Consider the following 16,047-nt stretch of genomic DNA (forward strand, 5'->3'; position numbering starts at 1 on the left):
GGAATACTTGGAAACAATTGCCCGCCGTCTCGGCCGCTCTTGTAACTGTTCCCGTGACGTTTACGTCACCCTGACCTGTGACCTTTCTCTACGGCAAGGTGCCATCACGGGCTCGGCGGTTACTCCGCTACACACTTGCCGCACCAGGATCACGCACCTTTTTCGTGCGGACTTTTCTTACACTGCCCTTTCCTGGATCAGAATCCACGGCGAAACCACCACCGCCCACAGGCTCGGATCGCGCTCAACCAGGTCCAATGCCCGCGTGGCAGACACTTCGCCAAGGCTCCCGGCGGCCAGCCAGGCGGCGACTTTGTCGCGGTTATCCTCGGCCATTCCTTCGGCCGCCTCGATCAAATCCAGACCGGCGTCGACCCACAATAGGGCACCCTTGGCAAAGAACGGTTCAAGCTCCTTCCAGGAAATTTCGGCGGTTTCACCGAGCAGCTTGGCATAGAGGGTGCTAGGTTCTTGCGTCATGGGAATCCACCTTGGGAAAAAATCGGCGCAATCATAACGTCGCAGCCCAGGTAGAAAAACCCAGTTGCAAATGAGTCATCGAGAGAAAGTGTCAGGAACGCCAAGGATTGCCCGAAAGTCTGGCACCACCCCGCCGCTATTCTGTCTCTTTCTTTCATTTATGCGACACACCCGGGTTTTGCCCCCAGCAGCCAGCTTTTCAAGCGATCAACCGGCGCTCTACACTGTACCGGTACAGTTGCCAGGGCACTGCCGGGGGGATATCCGAGATATCTGATCCGGTTCAGCAGCTCACGAGGCCGCTAGAACTATAAAAAATACAACAGTAAGAGTGGAGCACTATGAATAAGGCTACTAAGCAGATTTCCAAACTGTTTGCCGCTATGGTCCTGGCTGGGGTTGCCGGCCATTCGTTCGCAGCTGACACCATCAAGATCGGCATCGCCGGCCCCAAGACCGGTCCTGTAACGCAATACGGTGACATGCAGTTCATGGGTGCCAAACAAGCCATCGCCGACATCAACGCCAAGGGCGGCGTTGACGGCAAGATGCTTGAAGCCAAGGAATACGACGACGCTTGCGATCCTAAACAAGCCGTTGCCGTGGCCAACAAAGTGGTCAACGACGGCGTCAAGTTCGTGGTCGGTCACCTCTGCTCCAGCTCCACTCAGCCCGCGTCGGATATTTATGAAGACGAAGGCGTCATCATGATTACTCCTGCCGCTACCAGCCCGGAGATTACTTCCCGTGGCTACAAGCTGATCTTCCGTACCATCGGCCTCGACAGCGCCCAGGGCCCGGCGGCCGGCAACTACATCGCCGACCACGTGAAGCCGAAAATCGTTGCCGTGCTGCACGACAAGCAACAATACGGTGAAGGTATCGCCACCGCCGTCAAGCAGACCCTTGAGAAGAAAGGCGTGAAGGTTGCCGTCTTCGAAGGCCTGAACGCCGGTGACAAGGACTTCTCCTCGATCATCCAGAAACTCAAGCAAGCCAACGTCGACTTCGTCTACTACGGCGGCTACCACCCAGAGCTGGGCCTGATCCTGCGCCAGTCCAAGGAAAAAGGCCTGAACGCCAAGTTCATGGGCCCAGAGGGCGTCGGCAACGACTCCATCTCGCAAATCGCCCAAGACGCCTCCGAAGGCCTGCTGGTCACCCTGCCGAAGTCCTTCGACACCGACCCTGCCAACAAAGCCATCGTTGAAGAGTTCGCCAAGAACAAGCAGGACCCAACCGGTCCGTTCGTATTCCCGGCCTACTCGGCCATTGAAGTCATCGCCGGTGGTATCAAGGCAGCCAAGAGCGAAGACACCGCCAAAGTGGCCGAAGCCATTCACGCCGGTACCTTCAAGACCCCAACCGGCGACCTGAGCTTCGACGCCAAGGGCGACCTGAAGGACTTCAAGTTCGTGGTCTACGAATGGCACTTCGGCAAACCTAAAACCGAAGTTTCCCCTCAGTAAGCCAGGCGTTACTGGCCCTACAAGCCCACTGTGAAAGCAGTGGGCTTTGTTTTACGAGGTTTATGGGCCTGTCACCCGCGATCCGGGCGCTGGCTCACCTGAAAATCTTAAAACCGTCACCAGCGGTTCGCTGGCAAACGCTTTGTGCAAATGTGCTCACAGAACACAGCACGGGGCCGGAACATGACTCCACCAGTGAAATGCGTATCGGGTTTTTAGGAGCGCTGTAATGCCTGAGATCTATCATTTTTTCCAACAGCTGGTTAATGGCCTGACCATTGGCAGCACCTATGCCTTGATAGCCATTGGCTACACAATGGTTTACGGCATCATTGGAATGATCAACTTCGCCCATGGCGAGGTGTACATGATTGGTTCCTACGTGGCCTTCATCGCCCTTGCCGGGCTGGCCATGATGGGTATCCACTCCCTGCCGCTGTTGATGACCGCCGCGTTCCTTGCGTCGATCGTCGTAACCAGTGCCTATGGCTACAGTATCGAGCGCGTTGCCTACCGCCCCCTGCGTGGCAGCAACCGTTTGATCCCGCTGATTTCCGCCATCGGCATGTCGATATTCCTGCAGAACACCGTATTGCTGTCCCAGGACTCCAAGGATAAATCCATCCCCAACCTGATCCCGGGGAGCTTCTCCTTCGGCCCGGGTGGCGCGGAAGAAGTCCTGATTTCCTACATGCAAGTGCTGGTCTTCGTCGTCACCCTGGTGGCCATGCTCGGCCTGACCCTGTTCATCTCCCGCTCCCGTCTGGGGCGCGCCTGCCGGGCGTGCGCTGAAGACATCAAGATGGCCAACCTGCTGGGCATCAACACCAACAACATCATCGCCCTGACCTTCGTGATCGGCGCCGCGCTGGCAGCCGTCGCGGCGGTACTGCTGAGCATGCAGTACGGCGTGATCAACCCCAACGCCGGTTTCCTGGTAGGCCTCAAGGCCTTTACTGCGGCGGTATTGGGCGGCATCGGCAGTATCCCGGGCGCGATGCTCGGCGGGCTGGTGCTGGGTGTGGCCGAAGCGTTCGGCGCCGATATCTTCGGCGACCAGTACAAGGACGTCGTGGCGTTCGGCCTGCTGGTTCTGGTGCTGTTATTCCGTCCGACCGGCATCCTGGGCCGTCCGGAGGTTGAGAAAGTATGAGCAGATATCTTAAATCGGCGTTTTTCAGCGCCTTGCTGGTATGGGCCGTGGCCTTTCCGGTACTCGGCCTCAAGCTGAGCATTGTGGGCATCAACCTTGAAGTGCATGGCACAGGTCCCGTGACCCTGACCATCATTGCCCTGTGTTCGGTGCTGATGTTCCTGCGTGTGCTGTTCACCCAGCAGGTCGGTGCCTTGTTCAAGGGCAACCGCGCCCCATTGGTCTCGCCCAAGGTCAGCCAATTCCTGACCCTGCCGCGCACCCAGCGCTACATCATCATCGGCCTGATCGTGGCCGCGCTGATCTGGCCGTTCTTCGGCTCGCGCGGCGCCGTCGACATCGCCACCCTGATCCTGATCTACGTGTTACTGGGCCTGGGCCTGAACATCGTGGTGGGTCTGGCCGGCCTGCTTGACCTGGGTTATGTGGGCTTCTATGCCGTGGGTGCCTACACCTACGCGCTGCTCTCGCACTACCTGGGCTGGAGCTTCTGGATCTGCCTGCCACTGGCAGGTATGGCGGCGGCCACGTTCGGCTTCCTGCTGGGCTTCCCGGTATTGCGCCTGCGCGGTGACTATCTGGCGATCGTGACCCTGGGCTTCGGCGAGATCATTCGCCTGTTCCTGCGTAACCTCACCGATATCACCGGTGGCCCCAACGGCATCAGCAGCATCCCCAAGCCAACGTTCTTCGGGCTGTCGTTCGACCGCAGCGCCGCTGAAGGCATGCAGACCTTCCACGAGTACTTCGGGATCGCCTACAACCCGGTGAGCAAAGTGGTGTTCCTGTACCTGGTGGCGCTGTTGCTGGCATTGGCCGCCCTGTTCGTGATCAACCGCCTGCTGCGCATGCCGATCGGCCGTGCATGGGAAGCGCTGCGCGAAGATGAGATCGCCTGCCGTGCCCTGGGCCTCAACCCGACCATCATCAAGCTCTCCGCATTTACCCTGGGCGCTGCGTTCGCCGGTTTCGCCGGCAGCTTCTTCGCCGCGCGCCAAGGCCTGGTGACCCCGGAGTCGTTCACCTTTATCGAGTCGGCGATCATCCTCGCCATCGTGGTACTGGGTGGCATGGGCTCGCAGTTGGGCGTGATCCTGGCCGCGATCGTGATGATCCTGCTGCCGGAAATGATGCGTGAGTTCAGCGAATACCGCATGTTGATGTTCGGCGCCATGATGGTGCTGATGATGATCTGGCGCCCTCAAGGCCTGCTGCCCATGCAACGTCCTCACATGGAGCTGCGCAAATGAGCCGCGAGATCCTGAAAGTCGAAAACTTGAGCATGCGCTTCGGCGGCTTGCTGGCGGTCAACGGCGTAGCCCTGACCGTGAAAGAGAAACAAGTGGTTGCGTTGATCGGCCCCAACGGCGCGGGCAAAACCACGGTGTTCAACTGCCTCACCGGTTTTTACAAGCCGAGCGGCGGCAGCATCCTGCTGGACGGCCAGCCGATCCAGGGCCTGGCCGGTCACGAGATCGCCCGCAAGGGCGTGGTGCGGACCTTCCAGAACGTGCGGTTGTTCAAGGACATGACGGCGGTCGAAAACCTGCTGATCGCCCAGCACCGTCACTTGAACACCAACTTCTTCGCCGGCCTGTTCAAGACCCCCGCGTTCCGCAAAAGCGAGCGCGAGGCCATGGAATATGCGGAGTACTGGCTGGACAAGGTCAACCTCACCGAGTTTGCCAACCGCCCTGCCGGCACCCTGGCCTATGGGCAGCAACGTCGCCTGGAAATCGCCCGCTGCATGATGACCCGCCCGCGGATCCTGATGCTCGACGAACCGGCCGCCGGCCTGAACCCCAAGGAAACCGAAGACCTCAAGGCGCTGATCAGCGTGCTGCGTGAGGAAAACAACGCCACGGTACTGTTGATCGAACACGACATGAAACTGGTCATGAGCATTTCCGACCATATCGTGGTGATCAACCAGGGCACGCCACTGGCCGACGGGACGCCGGAGCAGATCCGCGACAATCCTGAAGTGATCAAAGCCTATTTGGGGGAAGCGTAAAATGCTGCAATTCGAAAACGTTTCCACTTTTTACGGCAAGATCCAGGCCCTGCACAGCGTCAATGTGGAAGTGCGCCAGGGTGAGATCGTGACCCTGATCGGCGCCAACGGCGCCGGCAAGTCCACCCTGCTGATGACCTTGTGCGGTTCGCCCCAGGCGCACAGCGGCAGCATCCGCTACATGGGTGAAGAACTGGTGGGCCAGCAGTCGTCGCAGATCATGCGCAAGAGCATTGCGGTGGTGCCGGAAGGCCGTCGTGTGTTCTCGCGCCTGACCGTCGAAGAGAATCTGGCCATGGGCGGGTTCTTCACCGACAAGGGCGACTACCAAGAGCAGATGGACAAGGTGCTGCACCTGTTCCCCCGGCTCAAGGAGCGCTTCAGTCAGCGCGGCGGCACCATGTCCGGCGGCGAACAGCAAATGCTCGCCATCGGCCGCGCACTGATGAGCAAACCCAAGCTGTTGCTGCTGGACGAACCGTCCCTGGGCCTGGCGCCGATCATCATCCAGCAGATTTTCGACATCATCGAACAGCTGCGCAAAGACGGTGTGACCGTGTTTCTGGTGGAACAGAACGCCAACCAGGCGCTAAAAATCGCCGACCGCGCCTACGTACTGGAAAACGGCCGGGTCGTGATGCAAGGCACGGGTGAGCAGTTGCTGACCGATCCCAAGGTGCGCGAGGCCTATTTGGGCGGTTAACCCACGGTTGCTGTAGAAACCGGCGCAAAAAATGTGGGAGGGGTGTTGCCCCTCCCACATTTGTTTTGTGTGCTATGAAGTTTTTTTGACTGAGGTTGTAACGAACTCAGTCCCCCCGTCTCTAGTGGTGCATGCAGGCAATCGAGCCTGCGCATTCAACCACTGCTGGAGAAACACCATGACCACCAAACTGTCCGCCGCTACCCTCGTCCTGGCCCTGGGTTCCGCCCTGAGCCTGTCCGCCCTGACAGGCACCGCCCACGCCGCCGACGACATGCAAAAGTGCTTCGGCGTCGCTGAAGCCGGCAAGAACGATTGCGCCGCGGGCGCCGGCACTTCCTGCGCCGGCACCTCGAAAACCAAAGACCAGGCCAACGCCTGGAAACTGGTCCCCGCCGGTACTTGCACCCAAACCCCAAGCTCCACCTCGCCGACCGGCTTTGGCCAGGAAGCGGCCTTCACCGCCAAGTCCTGAACCGCCACCACAGCCTGAGCACCGATGATGCCCCGTTCATCCCCGACAGCCGTCTCCCAGGCCCAGGCGCCCGGCCTCCCCTCTCGGGCGGGGCTGGGGCTCAAGCGCGAGCACTTCAGCGAAGTGCTCCATACCTGCCCCGACATCGGTTTTTTTGAAGTGCACGCCGAAAACTATATGGTGGCCGGCGGCCCGTTTCATCACTACCTGGGGTTGATCCGCGAGCAGTACCCGCTGTCATTGCACGGCGTGGGCCTGTCCATCGGCGGCGAAGGCCCGCTGAATGCCGAGCACCTGACACGTTTGAGCAGGCTGATCGAGCGCTATCAACCTCAGTCCTTTTCCGAACACCTGGCCTGGTCGAGCCATGGCGAGGTGTTTCTCAATGACCTGCTGCCCCTGGCCTACGACGCCGATACCCTGGACCGGGTGTGCGCCCACGTCGACCAGGTACAAAGTGCCCTCAAGCGACGGATGCTGCTGGAAAATCCGTCTACCTACCTGCAGTTCCAACGCTCCACCCTGGACGAAACCGAGTTTCTCAGCGAGATCATCCGACGTACCGGTTGCGGCCTGCTGCTCGATGTAAACAACGTGTATGTGTCGTGCATCAACCATCAGCGCGACCCGTTGGCCTACATCAACGCCTTGCCACTGCACGCGGTGGGTGAGATTCATCTGGCCGGTTTTGCCGAAGACACCGACAGCCTGGGTGATCGCCTGCTGATCGATGATCACGGCGCGCCCGTTGCCAGCACCGTATGGCATCTGTACGAGCAAGTACTGGCGCGCATCGGCCCGATGGCCACGCTGATCGAGCGCGACAACCACGTGCCCGCCTTCGGTGTATTGATGACCGAAGCCCGGCGGGCCGAATGGCATCTGACGCAGGCACGCTCATGAGCGTTCAAACCATATTTGCCAACGCCTTGTTGGCGCCCGACCAGCCTTGCCCCGACGGCCTGTTCAGCAGCAACGGAGCCGACCCGCAAAGCCGCTTTGCGGTGTACCGCAACAATGTGCACAGCTCATTGATCAACGCATTGGTCGCCGCTTACCCCGTCACCCTGCAACTGGTGGGCGATGATTTTTTTTGCGCAATGGCCAGCGTTTACGTACAAACATCGCCACCCGGCAGCCCGTTGATCAGCGAGTACGGCAGCACATTCGCCGATTTCATCCAGGGCTTCAAACCTGCCGCCAGCGTGCCTTACCTGGCGGACATCGCACGCCTGGAGCGCCATCGAGTGCGCGCCTATCACGCAGCGGACGCCCGGCCACTCGACCCGCTCAGCGTGCTCCAGCAACTGCAAGGTTCAACAGACCTCGGGCAACTGCGCCTGCAACTGCACCCGTCCCTCGCCACGCTCACTTCGCCCTACGCCATTGTCGCGATTTGGGCAGCGCACCAGGTCGAGGGCGCCGTGGCCACCTTAAACCCCTGGCATGCTCAAGCCGCACTGGTCTTGCGCCACGGGCTGGAGGTCAAGGTGTTTGCCATCGACAGCGGCGCGGCGGCGTTTATCGACAGCCTGAACCAGGGCACGGCATTGGAAATGGCCGTGGCGCAGGCCCTCGAAGCCTCGGCCGACTTCAACCTGCAGCAATGCCTGTCGCTGCTGATCAGCCACGACGCCATCACTCAACTCCTTCCAGAACAAAAGGTATCGCTATGAATATCCGCCCTTCGTGCCTGATCAAACAGGTCATCGCCGTTTTCGAAAAAATCCCCTACAGCCTGATCGCCTTTATCGCACGGTTCTCCATTGCCGCCGTGTTCTGGAAGTCCGGGCAAACCAAGGTTGAAGGTTTTGCCATTGACCTGGTCAGCGGCACCTTCCAGCTCGGCGAACCCAGGCTTGCCGCCTCCACCTTGCCGCTGTTTCGCAGCGAATACCACGTGCCGTTGCTGTCGCCGCAGGTGGCCGCGCATATGGCGGCATTCGCCGAACACTTCTTCCCGGTGCTGATCCTGGTGGGGTTCGCCACGCGCTTCTCGGCCCTGGCCTTGATCGGTATGACACTGGTCATTCAGCTATTCGTCTACCCCGACGCTTACCCCACCCACGGCACTTGGGTCGCCTTGATGCTGCTGTTGGTCGCCAAGGGACCGGGGCGTTTGTCCATCGACCAACTGATTGCACGCCGCTATCGCTAAAGCCGATCCAACGCCTCGCCGCTGCGCTTGAACCAATCCACCAGGTAGTCTGCCAGCACTTGGGTGCGACGCGGCAACCCCCCTTGATAGGGATGCACCAGGTACATCGGCAGGCTCCGCGTCTGGTAATCACGCAACAGCCAGCGTAATCGGCCGTCAGCCAACTCCGCCGGCAGCACGTAGGACGGCAGGCGGGCGATACCGGCGCCCACCAAGGCGGCCTTCTTCAACAAGTTGTAATGGTTGGAGGCGAACGTGCCGCTGACCCGCACGCGCAATAGCTCATGTTGTTGGTGATACAGCCACTCTTCGCGGCCACTGTAGTGGCTGTTGAGCAGGCAGTTGTGGGCGGCCAGGTCGGCGGGAGTCTGGGGTTCGCCGTACTGGTCCAGATAGGCCGGGCTGGCACAGGTCATTTCGTGCCAGGCCAGCAGCGGCCTGGCCACCAGGCGCTGGTTTTCAAGCGCGCCCGAACGCACCCCCAGGTCAAAACCGTCCCGCGCCAGGTCGCGGTAGCTGTTGTTGAGTTCCAGCTCGATCTGCACCTGGGGGTACTGCCTGGAAAATTCCAGCAACAACCCATCGAAGAATGTATCGCCTAACGAAACGGGAACTGTCATACGCACCGGCCCGGCCAAATCATCCTTGAGTCGCGCCAAGGCCTGACGGGCGCGATCCACCTGTACCACCAGCGCCTGGGCCTGCGGCAACAACGCCGCGCCGGCTGCCGTGAGGCTCAGTTTGCGGGTGGTGCGATGCAGCAGCACCACGCCAAACTGCGCCTCCAACTGGCTGATGCGCTTGGACAACTGCCCTTTACTGCAGCCCAGTTGCTCGGCCGCCACGGTAAAGCTGCCGGCTTCGATAAGCACGGCAAAGGCTGCCAGGTCATCCATCTCGCTCATGGATTGTTTCCAATTGAAAACCAAAGGTTGCCTATTAGCACGTTTATCCACCTGAAAAGCCACCCTAGACTGGACCCTCATTGACCCCTGGAGTAACTGCATCATGAAAATTCTATTGATTGGCGCCAGCGGCACCGTCGGATCGCAGGTCAAGGCGGAACTGGCCCAGCGTCACGAGGTGATCAGCATCGGCCGCAACAGCGGTGACTTTCAGGTAGATATCAGTGACAGCGCCTCGATCCGCAAACTGTTCGAACAGACCGGTAAGTTCGATGCCCTGGTGTGTGCGGCAGGCCGCGTGAATTTCGTGGCACTGGGCGACATGAGCGAAAGCGATTTCGAGCTGGGCCTGCGTGACAAGCTGATGGGCCAGGTGAATCTGCTGTTGATCGGCCGCGAATACGCCAACGACGGTGCGTCGTTCACCTTGACCAGCGGCATCCTCAACCGTGACCCGATTCGTACCGGCGCGTCGGCCGCGCTGGTCAACGGCGCAATCGACGCTTTTGTGAAAGCGGCCGCGATCGAACTGCCACGGGGCTTGCGCGTCAATGCCGTCAGCCCGACGGTGCTGGTGGAGGCCATGGGCAGCTATGCGCCCTATTTCCGCGGCTACAAACCGGCCAGCGGCGCCGATGTGGCCTTGGCCTACGCCAAAAGTGTGGAAGGCTTGCAGACGGGTCAGACATTCATCGTGGGTTGAATGCCACGTCTGTCAGAAACGCCTGAAGCTGGCAGGCGGGCTTGTGATGCATCGCCAGCCTGCGTAACGTGGCGGCACTTGTCTGGAGACCCCTTATGCGTGCCGTCCGTACCCTCACTTTATGTGCCTTGCTTCCTTTGTTCGCCGCTTGCCAGATGTTCGAAAGCGAGCCGGCCAAGCCGTCTACCGTCGGGCTGACCCGCATGCAGGGGCAACTCACGGCGGTCGGTGGCAAGCTGTTGTTCCAGCCGTGCCGCGATCAGCGCAACTACCTGGTCAAGGACACCGGCGGCACCAACATCCTGCAGGAAGCGGCCTCTTTGGCCGGCCAGCAAGGCGTGCTGTTTGCCGACCTGCGCGGCAAGTTTTCCGGGGTCGCCGCCGGCACCCAGGGCGAAGTGGAGCTGCAGCAGTTGTACCGTGTCGAGCGGTCGACCGCGGCCTGTGACGATCCGGACTTCAAACGCATGATCCTGCGCGCCAATGGCCACAAGCCAGCCTGGGCAATGAACGTGACGGCCAAGGGCATGGTGCTGGAGCGCGAAGGCCAGCCACCCCTGGCGGTGCCTTATGTGGAAGAGCAAATCGGTGACGGCCGCTTCAACCTGATGACCGAAGCCGATAACCAGCACATTGAGCTGTGGGTGGCCCCGCAACGTTGCGTCGACAGTGTCAGCGGCAGCCTGCAACACATGACCGCGCAGTTGCGCGTCAACGGCCAGGTGCAGCAGGGCTGCGCGGCGTTTGGCGGTTCGCGCGACGACTGAATCGGCCCTGCGCTGTTTTAACATGACGGAAACCGGCCATTGGGGCTTATAATCGCCGGTTTGCTAAAACAGCCGGCATCGAAGCCCGCCGCCTACCGGATCCCGTCATGTTACGAATCACCGAACTCAAGCTGCCCATCGACCATCCCGAAGAAGACCTGCGGCCCGCCATTGTGCAGCGCCTGGGCATCGCCAGTGATGACTTGCTCGATTTCACCCTATTCAAGCGCAGCTACGACGCCCGCAAGAAAACCTCGGAGCTGTGCTTCATCTACACCATCGACCTGAACGTAAAGGGTGAAGCCGCCCTGCTGCTCAAGTTTGCCGATGACCGTAACGTCAACCCGGCCCCGGACATCAGCTACAAAGTGGTGGGCCAGGCGCCGGAAGGTCTGGTCGAGCGGCCGATCGTGGTGGGTTTTGGCCCCTGCGGGATCTTCGCCGGGCTGCTGCTGGCGCAAATGGGCTTCAAGCCGATCATCCTCGAACGCGGCAAGGAAGTGCGCCAGCGCACCAAGGACACCTGGGGCCTGTGGCGCAAAAGTGTGCTCAACCCTGAGTCCAACGTACAGTTTGGTGAAGGCGGCGCCGGCACCTTCTCCGACGGCAAGCTCTACAGCCAGATCAAAGACCCGAAATTCCACGGCCGCAAAGTGCTGCACGAGTTCGTCAAGGCCGGTGCGCCGGAAGAGATCCTCTACGTCAGCAAGCCGCATATCGGTACGTTCCGCCTGACCGGCGTAGTGGAGAACATGCGCCAGCAGATCATCGCCCTGGGTGGCGAAGTGCGCTTCGAGCAGCGGGTTACCGACGTGCTGATCGATGATGGCCAGTTGAATGGCGTGGTGTTGGACAGCGGCGAACAACTCCTGTCCAGGCACGTGATCCTCGCCTTGGGCCACAGCGCCCGCGACACGTTCCGCATGCTGCACAGCCGTGGCGTGTACATGGAGGCCAAGCCGTTCTCGGTGGGCTTCCGTATCGAGCACCCGCAGTCGCTGATCGACGCGGCACGCCTGGGTAAATACGCCGGGCACCCGAAACTGGGCGCCGCCGACTACAAGCTGGTACACCACGCCAAGAACGGCCGCTCGGTCTACAGCTTCTGCATGTGCCCGGGCGGCACGGTGGTAGCCGCCACCTCCGAGCCGAACCGCGTCGTGACCAACGGCATGAGCCAATACTCGCGTAACGAGCGCAACGCCAACTCGGGCATCGTGGTCGGCATCACACCTGAAGTGGACTACCCAGGTGGCCCGTTGGCAGGTATCGAATTGCAGGAACGCCTGGAGTCCCACGCTTATATCCTCGGCGGCAGCAACTACGAGGCCCCGGCACAGCTGGTGGGTGACTTCATCGCGGGCAAGCCATCCACGGCCCTTGGCAGCGTGGAACCGTCCTACAAACCGGGCGTTTCGTTGGGCGACCTGGCCCTGGCGCTGCCGGAGTTCGCCATTGAGGCGATCCGAGAAGCACTGCCGGCGTTCGAGAAACAGATCAAGGGCTACTCGCTGCACGATGCAGTATTGACGGGCATCGAAACGCGCACCTCCTCGCCGCTGCGGATTACCCGTAACGAATCGATGCAAAGCCTGAACGTGAAAGGCCTGTTCCCGGCCGGTGAAGGTGCCGGCTATGCCGGTGGGATTCTCTCGGCGGGTGTCGACGGGATCCGGATTGCCGAGGCGCTGGCGCGGGATATGTTGGGTATCGAGGCGTGAGAAACGCCGCATGTTGAATGTGGGAGCAAGCCTCCCACATTTGGTTTTGCGTTGTTTTCAGATATTCGCGCGCAGGATGCTATCCGGCAATGGCTCGCCCCGCTCCACGCTGGCCGCAACGGCCGCGATCAACCCTGGCAGCGCATACCCCTGCGCCGCCAACCACGCCTGATCGTAATAGGTAGTGGCATACCGCTCGCCGCCATCACACAAGATCGCCACGATCGAGCCCGACTCGCCGGCGGCTTTCATCTGCTGCGCCGCCATCAACGCGCCGATCAGGTTGGTCCCGCTGGAACCACCGACCCGGCGCCCCAACCGCTCGGCCAGGTAATGCATGGCCGCCAATGACAACGCATCCGGCACCTTGACCATTGCATCGATCACCTTCGGCAAAAACGACGCCTCGACCCGTGGCCGGCCAATGCCTTCGATCCGTGAACCACAGTCCAGGCGCAGGCTGGCATCACCCGTCTGGTAGTAATCAAAAAATACCGACCGCTCGGCATCGGCGCACAACACGCGCGTGCAATGCTGGCGATAACGCACGTATCGACCGAGGGTGGCCGTGGTGCCGCCCGTGCCGGGGCTGGAAATCAGCCAGCTCGGCTCGGGATGCCGTTCAAAACGCAGCTGCTGGAAGATCGACTCAGCGATGTTGTTGTTAGCGCGCCAGTCGGTGGCGCGTTCGGCGTAGGTGAACTGGTCCATGAAGTGACCACCACTTTCCTGCGCCAAGCGTTCGGATTCGGCGTAGATCTGCGTCGGATCCTGTACCAGATGGCTCTTGCCGCCATAGAAAGCAATCTGTGCGATCTTTTCCTGGGACGTGGTGGCGGGCATGACGGCAATAAATGGCAGGCCGAGCAGCCGTGCGAAATACGCTTCGGAAATCGCGGTAGAACCGCTGGACGCTTCGATCACGGGCGCTCCCGGCTTGAGCCAGCCATTGCACAGCGCGTACAGGAACAGCGAGCGGGCCAACCGGTGTTTCAGGCTGCCGGTGGGGTGGCTCGACTCGTCCTTGAAATACAACTCGATGCCAGGCAAACCCGGCAGCGGCAAGGGGATGAGGTGTGTATCGGCGCTGCGCTGGAAGTCGGCTTCAATGATGCGAATGGCTTCGCGGGCCCAGGGACGGTGGTCGCTCATAAGGGGGATCTCTAAGGATTTTCAATCAGAATTTTAAGATGTTTCCAACACCGCATACCGATACAGTAACGACTCAATTGGTCACACAATTGCCGGGCCAAGGCGCAACGCCAAATCTGTCCATTTTTATAACAAATAAGAATATAACTTTTGTTTTAACAACTAACGGTACGGGTTAGGGTACCCACCTATTGAATCCGGATTGGAGAGCATCCCTTGGCTCTGCGTAGCACGTTCACCCGTTTCTTCCAGCTGGAAGCCGCCAGCGGTCTGTTATTGATCGCCGCCGCCGCTCTCGCGCTGATCGTCAACAACTCACCGTTGTCACACCTGTACGCCGCGTTTCTGGATGTACCGGTGGTGGCGCAGATTGGCGCGCTGAAAATCGCCAAGCCGGCCCTGCTGTGGATCAACGATGGCCTGATGGCGCTGTTCTTCCTGCTGATCGGCCTGGAGGTCAAGCGCGAACTGCTCGATGGCCACCTGTCCAAACCATCCCAGGTTGTCCTGCCTGGCGCTGCCGCCATCGGCGGTATGGTGGTGCCGGCGCTGATCTACTGGGCCATCAACAAAGACTATCCCGCCGCGCTCTCGGGCTGGGCGATCCCGATGGCCACCGACATTGCCTTTGCATTGGGCGTGCTGGCGCTGCTGGGCAAGCGTGTACCCGTGTCGCTGAAACTGTTCCTGATGACCCTCGCCATCATCGATGACCTTGGTGCGATCATCGTTATCGCGGTGTTTTATTCCGCCGATCTGTCCGGCGCGGCCCTGGCGGGTGCGGGCGCCTGCCTGGTGGCGTTGATCGCGATGAACCGCCTCGGTGTGATCAAGCTCGGCCCCTACCTGATCATCGGCCTGATCCTGTGGGTGTGTGTACTCAAGAGTGGCGTCCACGCCACACTGGCCGGCGTGACGCTCGCGTTCTGCATTCCGATGCGCACCAAAAACGCCGAGACCTCACCGCTGCTGACGCTCGAACACGCCCTGCATCCGTGGGTGGCCTATGCCATCCTGCCGCTGTTCGCGTTTGCCAATGCCGGCGTATCCCTCACCGGCGTCAGCCTCGATAGTTTCACCCATCACGTCCCCATGGGCATCGCCGCCGGCCTGCTGATCGGCAAGACCATCGGCGTATTCGGCCTGACCTGGCTGGCCATCAAGACCGGCCTCGCGGCATTGCCCAGCGGCGCCAGCTGGGGCCAGGTGTTCGGCGTGGCGATCCTGTGCGGCATCGGCTTCACCATGAGCCTGTTCGTCGGCTCCCTGGCGTTCGTACCGGGCGCCAGCGAGTTTGCCGGCGAGGATCGAATGGGCATCCTGACCGGGTCGATACTGGCGGCCTGTATGGGTTATGCGGTAACGGCGATGGCGAGTCGCAAAAAAGCCTGACCGTTTGCAGGAGCCGGCAAGCCGGCTCCTGCTTCATCCGATTCCTCCCTCTTTAGCAGTTCCTTCCTACACCCACCCTCCTCGGCTTGCTCTAACGTCAGCACCCGGCTTCTACGCCGGATTTCGTTAAGCATCACGCCAGGAGGGCAAATGGCAAACAACAAGGACGTATTTAAAGTCTGGCGGTCCTACGGCACGGGTACCGGCGGATATCGCCGACTTGAACCCATGACTGAGGCTGAGTCAGCGGCCTGGACGGCAATCCGGCAACAAGCTCAACGAGAATCGATCGACCGTCAGATTGCCGAAGACGCGTACTTTCAGGTTGAATCGCCACCGCCTGAACTGCCCAAGGTGGGGTGCGTGAATTGCGCTCCATGGCCAGGGCGCGCACTCGGGTACGCCTGCATATCGAGCAACGCGACGACGGCACGCTCAAGGGGTATGCCTTCTATACCGGAAAAAATCCCGGCTGGGAGATGATCGACGTCGTGCAGTTTGAGGTATCCGACACGCAGTACATCGCCCACTTGGGGGATGGCATTGAGCTGATCTGGACACCCGCCGCAGACACCGCCGATACACTCGGAATACCAGCACTGGAAGCGGCGCCATCGACACCACACATATGGGTGTATCCGCCGACCGAAAAAGCCGCCGCTATCATCGTGGACCCGATTTATCCGCCTGAGTACAGGGATTTCATTCTTGTCTTCCCGGCGGACTCCGGTGTCAGGCCCCTGTATGTCGTTGTGAGCTGGAAGTATGAGGATGCGCCTTATCACAGCAAGAAGGGCAACTCGGTTAAAAGTAAAAACCCCACTAACGGCCTGGACGCTTTGAACGACTCAGTGTTGGTCAAGCCTGGAGAGCCTCGCCAGATAGGTATTGACCCGCATACGAAGGAGTTTGTGATTGTTGACAAGTCAACAGATGACACTTTTCACGGCCACGT

General features: G+C 60.5%; 16 protein-coding genes and 1 pseudogene. 14 read left to right on the top strand and 3 right to left on the bottom strand.

Annotation, left to right across the window (positions count from 1 at the left end):
* Positions 1 to 177: 177 nt before the first annotated feature.
* Entirely contained in the window at positions 178 to 480 is a 303-nt protein-coding gene (locus tag AB4O23_RS25655) for a DUF2288 domain-containing protein (protein WP_010212359.1), read from the bottom strand.
* A gap of 341 nt (positions 481 to 821) precedes the next feature.
* Here AB4O23_RS25655 and AB4O23_RS25660 point away from each other — a divergent pair, with 341 nt between their 5' ends.
* The 9 genes from AB4O23_RS25660 to AB4O23_RS25700 all read left to right on the top strand — a co-directional run bounded on the left by AB4O23_RS25660 (position 822) and on the right by AB4O23_RS25700 (position 8,452).
* On the top strand, positions 822 to 1,949 hold the full coding sequence (locus AB4O23_RS25660) for a branched-chain amino acid ABC transporter substrate-binding protein (RefSeq protein ID WP_017530445.1): 1,128 nt from the start codon (positions 822 to 824) through the stop codon (positions 1,947 to 1,949).
* 229 nt (positions 1,950 to 2,178) lie between these two features.
* A complete protein-coding gene (livH, locus tag AB4O23_RS25665; RefSeq protein WP_065877136.1) occupies positions 2,179 to 3,102 on the top strand; it encodes a high-affinity branched-chain amino acid ABC transporter permease LivH in 924 nt (307 codons plus the stop codon).
* Positions 3,099 to 4,352 (top strand): high-affinity branched-chain amino acid ABC transporter permease LivM, encoded by a 1,254-nt coding sequence (locus AB4O23_RS25670; protein WP_003172374.1) that lies wholly within the window; start codon positions 3,099 to 3,101, stop codon positions 4,350 to 4,352. The genes livH and AB4O23_RS25670 overlap by 4 nt, the downstream gene beginning before the upstream one ends.
* Positions 4,349 to 5,116 (top strand): high-affinity branched-chain amino acid ABC transporter ATP-binding protein LivG, encoded by a 768-nt coding sequence (gene livG, locus AB4O23_RS25675; RefSeq protein WP_016975067.1) that lies wholly within the window; start codon positions 4,349 to 4,351, stop codon positions 5,114 to 5,116. Before AB4O23_RS25670 ends, livG begins: the two co-directional genes overlap by 4 nt.
* A gap of 1 nt (position 5,117) precedes the next feature.
* Positions 5,118 to 5,819 carry an ABC transporter ATP-binding protein gene (locus AB4O23_RS25680; protein ID WP_010212366.1) on the top strand — a complete coding sequence of 234 codons (702 nt, stop codon included), beginning with the start codon at positions 5,118 to 5,120 and terminating at the stop codon, positions 5,817 to 5,819.
* A gap of 178 nt (positions 5,820 to 5,997) precedes the next feature.
* Entirely contained in the window at positions 5,998 to 6,294 is a 297-nt protein-coding gene (locus AB4O23_RS25685; protein ID WP_017529640.1) for a BufA1 family periplasmic bufferin-type metallophore, read from the top strand.
* Positions 6,295 to 6,318: 24 nt separating this feature from the next.
* A complete protein-coding gene (gene bufB, locus AB4O23_RS25690; RefSeq protein ID WP_017529641.1) occupies positions 6,319 to 7,197 on the top strand; it encodes an MNIO family bufferin maturase in 879 nt (292 codons plus the stop codon).
* Complete coding sequence (locus AB4O23_RS25695) at positions 7,194 to 7,970, top strand: HvfC/BufC N-terminal domain-containing protein (RefSeq protein ID WP_217855954.1); 777 nt, start codon at positions 7,194 to 7,196, stop codon at positions 7,968 to 7,970. Before bufB ends, AB4O23_RS25695 begins: the two co-directional genes overlap by 4 nt.
* Positions 7,967 to 8,452 (top strand): DoxX family protein, encoded by a 486-nt coding sequence (locus tag AB4O23_RS25700; RefSeq protein ID WP_017529643.1) that lies wholly within the window; start codon positions 7,967 to 7,969, stop codon positions 8,450 to 8,452. Before AB4O23_RS25695 ends, AB4O23_RS25700 begins: the two co-directional genes overlap by 4 nt.
* Here AB4O23_RS25700 and AB4O23_RS25705 read toward each other — a convergent pair.
* On the bottom strand, positions 8,449 to 9,357 hold the full coding sequence (locus AB4O23_RS25705; protein ID WP_017529644.1) for a LysR family transcriptional regulator: 909 nt from the start codon (positions 9,355 to 9,357) through the stop codon (positions 8,449 to 8,451). The two genes, AB4O23_RS25700 and AB4O23_RS25705, sit on opposite strands and share 4 nt — an antisense overlap.
* A 103-nt stretch (positions 9,358 to 9,460) precedes the next feature.
* On the opposite strand from AB4O23_RS25705, the gene AB4O23_RS25710 reads away from it, so the two are divergent.
* From AB4O23_RS25710 to AB4O23_RS25720, 3 genes are all read left to right on the top strand, one after another.
* A complete protein-coding gene (locus tag AB4O23_RS25710) occupies positions 9,461 to 10,060 on the top strand; it encodes a short chain dehydrogenase (RefSeq protein WP_065877138.1) in 600 nt (199 codons plus the stop codon).
* 95 nt (positions 10,061 to 10,155) lie between these two features.
* Positions 10,156 to 10,827, top strand: coding sequence for a COG3650 family protein (locus AB4O23_RS25715; protein ID WP_065877139.1), 672 nt, complete (start codon positions 10,156 to 10,158; stop codon positions 10,825 to 10,827).
* A 107-nt stretch (positions 10,828 to 10,934) separates the two neighbouring features.
* The gene (locus AB4O23_RS25720; RefSeq protein ID WP_017529647.1) at positions 10,935 to 12,548 is read left to right on the top strand and encodes an NAD(P)/FAD-dependent oxidoreductase; all 1,614 of its coding nucleotides are present in this window, start codon (positions 10,935 to 10,937) and stop codon (positions 12,546 to 12,548) included.
* Positions 12,549 to 12,605: 57 nt separating this feature from the next.
* On the opposite strand, the gene AB4O23_RS25725 is transcribed toward AB4O23_RS25720, so the two are convergent.
* On the bottom strand, positions 12,606 to 13,700 hold the full coding sequence (locus AB4O23_RS25725; RefSeq protein WP_065877140.1) for a PLP-dependent cysteine synthase family protein: 1,095 nt from the start codon (positions 13,698 to 13,700) through the stop codon (positions 12,606 to 12,608).
* Between the two features lie 216 nt (positions 13,701 to 13,916).
* On the opposite strand from AB4O23_RS25725, the gene nhaA reads away from it, so the two are divergent.
* Positions 13,917 to 15,092 (top strand): Na+/H+ antiporter NhaA, encoded by a 1,176-nt coding sequence (gene nhaA, locus AB4O23_RS25730; RefSeq protein ID WP_017529649.1) that lies wholly within the window; start codon positions 13,917 to 13,919, stop codon positions 15,090 to 15,092.
* A gap of 365 nt (positions 15,093 to 15,457) precedes the next feature.
* A pseudogene (locus AB4O23_RS25735) lies at positions 15,458 to 15,854 on the top strand (S-type pyocin domain-containing protein); the annotation flags it as partial.
* Positions 15,855 to 16,047: the final 193 nt, after the last annotated feature.

Source organism: Pseudomonas sp. H2_A10 (genome assembly GCF_054680085.1).